The 3,024-nt window shown below is 70.1% G+C and carries 5 protein-coding genes; 3 read left to right on the top strand and 2 right to left on the bottom strand.

The window, feature by feature from the left end; translation table 11 throughout:
- Positions 1-127: 127 nt before the first annotated feature.
- A complete protein-coding gene (locus tag ACFV0O_RS08585; protein WP_360263607.1) occupies positions 128-319 on the bottom strand; it encodes a DUF397 domain-containing protein in 192 nt (63 codons plus the stop codon).
- On the bottom strand, positions 316-1,152 hold the full coding sequence (locus ACFV0O_RS08580) for a Scr1 family TA system antitoxin-like transcriptional regulator (RefSeq protein WP_380338304.1): 837 nt from the start codon (positions 1,150-1,152) through the stop codon (positions 316-318). Before ACFV0O_RS08580 ends, ACFV0O_RS08585 begins: the two co-directional genes overlap by 4 nt.
- Before the next feature lie 137 nt (positions 1,153-1,289).
- Here ACFV0O_RS08580 and ACFV0O_RS08575 point away from each other — a divergent pair, with 137 nt between their 5' ends.
- The 3 genes from ACFV0O_RS08575 to ACFV0O_RS08565 all read left to right on the top strand — a co-directional run bounded on the left by ACFV0O_RS08575 (position 1,290) and on the right by ACFV0O_RS08565 (position 2,895).
- Complete coding sequence (locus ACFV0O_RS08575) at positions 1,290-1,721, top strand: ATP-binding protein (RefSeq protein ID WP_380338147.1); 432 nt, start codon at positions 1,290-1,292, stop codon at positions 1,719-1,721.
- A gap of 13 nt (positions 1,722-1,734) precedes the next feature.
- The gene (locus tag ACFV0O_RS08570) at positions 1,735-2,307 is read left to right on the top strand and encodes a hypothetical protein (protein ID WP_380338145.1); all 573 of its coding nucleotides are present in this window, start codon (positions 1,735-1,737) and stop codon (positions 2,305-2,307) included.
- Between the two features lie 330 nt (positions 2,308-2,637).
- The gene (locus tag ACFV0O_RS08565) at positions 2,638-2,895 is read left to right on the top strand and encodes a hypothetical protein (protein WP_380338142.1); all 258 of its coding nucleotides are present in this window, start codon (positions 2,638-2,640) and stop codon (positions 2,893-2,895) included.
- The last annotated feature ends 129 nt before the right edge of the window (positions 2,896-3,024 follow it).

Here is a 3,024-nt window from a genome sequence, read left to right as displayed (position 1 = left end):
CCCACGTCTGGGGGGTTTTATCCACAGCCGGCGAACCCCCCCACCCCCACAACGCCCTCGAGGCCCCCCCCTACCCCCCCCCCCCCCCCCGGGGGGTGGGGGGTAATTGGCCTGTTCGCAGGGGCCGTCACACGTCGCCGAACTCACCGGAGCGGACGGCGGTCACGAACGACTGCCATGCGTCCGCCGGGAAGGCGAGCACGGGGCCGTGAGGGTCCTTCGAGTCGCGAACGGGGACGGTGCCAGGCGCGCTGTCGGATACCTCGACGCACTGCCCGCCATTGCTGCTGTAGCTGGACTTGAACCAGTCGAGGGTCATAGTTGCCTCCGAAGCTCGCGGATCATCGCCACCGAGTCCGCCTGTGAAAGGGCATGCGTCTGCAGCTGATAGTAGGCCGCCAACTCGGCCGCGACGGCGCTGGCATCCCGTTCCAATCGGCCTTGATGTGCGCTCTCTGCATAGGAGATCAGCGATCGGTCCGGCAACGTCAGAATGGACACCGGAAGATCAAATGCCCTGTCCTCCCCGAGCTGGTACGGGGCAAGCTGGAGCCTCACGGTGGGCTCGTCGGCAAACTCGACCAGACGGTCGAGCTGAGCCGCCATCACAGCACTTCCACCCACGGCCCGACGGATGCAGCTCTCATCCATGACCACGTGGACCAAAGGCGGTGGTTCCCGCCGCACGCCCGCCTGACGGCTGATGAGGACGCGCACTCGTTCGTCCGCCTGGTCCTGAGTGATGCTTCTCCGGCGCACGGCGCCCGCCGCAATGGCCGTTGCGTACTCCTGCGTCTGCAGCAAGCCCGGCACGATTCCGAGCTCAAAGAGCCGCAACTCAACGGCCCGATGTTCTTGAGTGACGAACTCTGCGAAGCCTTCCAGCAGTGCGCTGTACTTGACATCGCTTGCCTTGTGCTTGAACGTGCCCGCCTGCGATGTGCCGAACGCGCTGTCAAGTGCTGACGAGATCTGTCGAGTTGGTTTCCTTCGACCATTTTCAAGAGCCGAGACGTGGGACGAAGTGCAGCCGACCAACCCCGCAAGGTGCTCCTGAGTCCAGCCCCGCTGCTCGCGTGACTGGCGGAGGAACGCCCCGAACTCGGCCGCAGGGGAGGACTGAGGGTCAAGTTCCCTCTTGTTCGCGGCGATTCACCCCACCAATCAAACGGAACGGACACGTTGAACAGCTCTGAAGTCTAGGCGAAAGTGGAGTCGCTGAGTAGTCGTATCGCTACACAGCGAAGCGGCTCTGTGACGTCCTCCGCCCCACCCTCCGAGGTACCCCCATGCTCGTTTCCCTCCGCCCCCGCACGTTCGCCGCCCGGCTGGACTCCCGTACGGACTCCACGCCCCTGGCCCGTCTCTTCCTGCGGGCCTACCTCGCCGGCCTGCCCTCCGGCGACCACTATTCGGACACCGCGGAACTGCTCCTCGGCGAACTCTTCGCCAATGCCGTCCGGCACTCCGACGCGCCCGCCGACCGGCGGATCGAGGTCCGCTTCGCCGTCGTCGGCGACCGCCTGCGCATCGAGGTCCACGACGCCGGCACCGGGCGTCCCGTCGTCCGCTCGGCCTTCCCCGACGAGGAGTGCGGGCGGGGGCTGTTCCTCGTCAACGCGCTGGCCGAACACTGGGGTTGCTGCCCCCGCTCGGGCGGCATCGGCAAGTTCGTCTGGGCCCTGGTCGCCCCCGCCCTGCCCGTCGTCGTCACCGTCTGAAAGCGCTCACTCGATGCCTTCGCCCTCCCTGACCACGCTCGCCCGGCACGCGCTCTCCCGCGGCAGGACCCCGGCCGCCGCGTACGCCCTCCTCGCCCGCCGTACCCGTCAACCGCTGGCCTGCGCCCGGGCGGTGTGCCTCGCCCTCTCCATCCCCGCCGCCGAGGCCACCCGCCGCCTGGACGACTGCCACGCCGCCCTCCTCGCCCATCCCCGCCCCGGCTCGGAGGCCGACACCGGCGAACTCCTCGAAGCCCTCGGCGTCTTCGACGTCCCCGCCACCCTCACCGACACCGACCGCGCCGTCATCGACCTCTTCCTGACCGCGATCGACGCCATGGGCGGCATCCGCCCCGGCCACCGCCACGGCCTCGACCGCTGGTTCACCACCGGCAACCTCACCACCGCCTACCTCTCCCTCGCCGCCGCCCACCCCATGCCCCGCACCGGCAACCCCGCCCGCTACTGGACCACCCTCGTCACCGCCGGCGAACTCCTCACCACCACCCCCACCCCCGACAGCCGCATCACCTACGCCCTCACCCACTGCCGCACCCAAGCCACCACCCACACCACCCACCCCTGAACCCCACGCACAGGAAGTCGACCCCACCGACTTCCCACTCTCACCACCGCGCCCCGCCCCGCCAAGGCGAGCCAACGAACAGCCCTGCACAACAGCGAAGTTGCCGGGAACGACCGACCGCCGATACAGGGTGACCAGCCCCGGTGAGGCCACCGGCAGGTTCCTGCCCGACTACACCAGCTTCATGATCGCCCGCCCCGCGACCGGCCTCCCCGCCCGGCCCTGTCCCTGCTCCCCGGGGAGGAACGCCCCAGCCGGATCGACCCCGCGCAGCTCGACACGTGGACCGGAGGCTGGATCGCGCAGCTCGCAGCGCCCTCCGCCGAACGGATGGGAAGCGGGGCGCAGCAGATCCTCTCGGACGTCGCCACCGGATCACAGTCCCGGACCGCGCCCGACCCCGCAGGCGGCTGGACCGTGATCCAGCACGGACCGCTCCGCCTGTGGGACCGGGTGGAAACCGCCGTGGAGGAATGTCCGCAGGCGGGCGAGCCGCACCAGGACGCCTTCGGCATCACGGTCTCCCCGGCAGGACAACGGGTCTGGCTCGGCAACGACAACGGCCCCGGCTGGGACCTGCCGATCTGACCGGGGTTTGCGACACCTCGGTACCCGAACCGGGGGGGCGGGCGTGGTGGCGCCCCCGGATCCGGGCGCGGCCGCCAGCCCCCCCCCCCCACCCCCCACCCCGCGCGGGGGGGCGGGGGGGGCGGGAGC

The organism is Kitasatospora sp. NPDC059577, from assembly GCF_042735475.1.
Classification (GTDB): Bacteria; Actinomycetota; Actinomycetes; order Streptomycetales; family Streptomycetaceae; genus Kitasatospora.
Note: the sequence above shows the minus strand (reverse complement) of the source record. Positions and strands in the feature narration are given on the sequence as shown.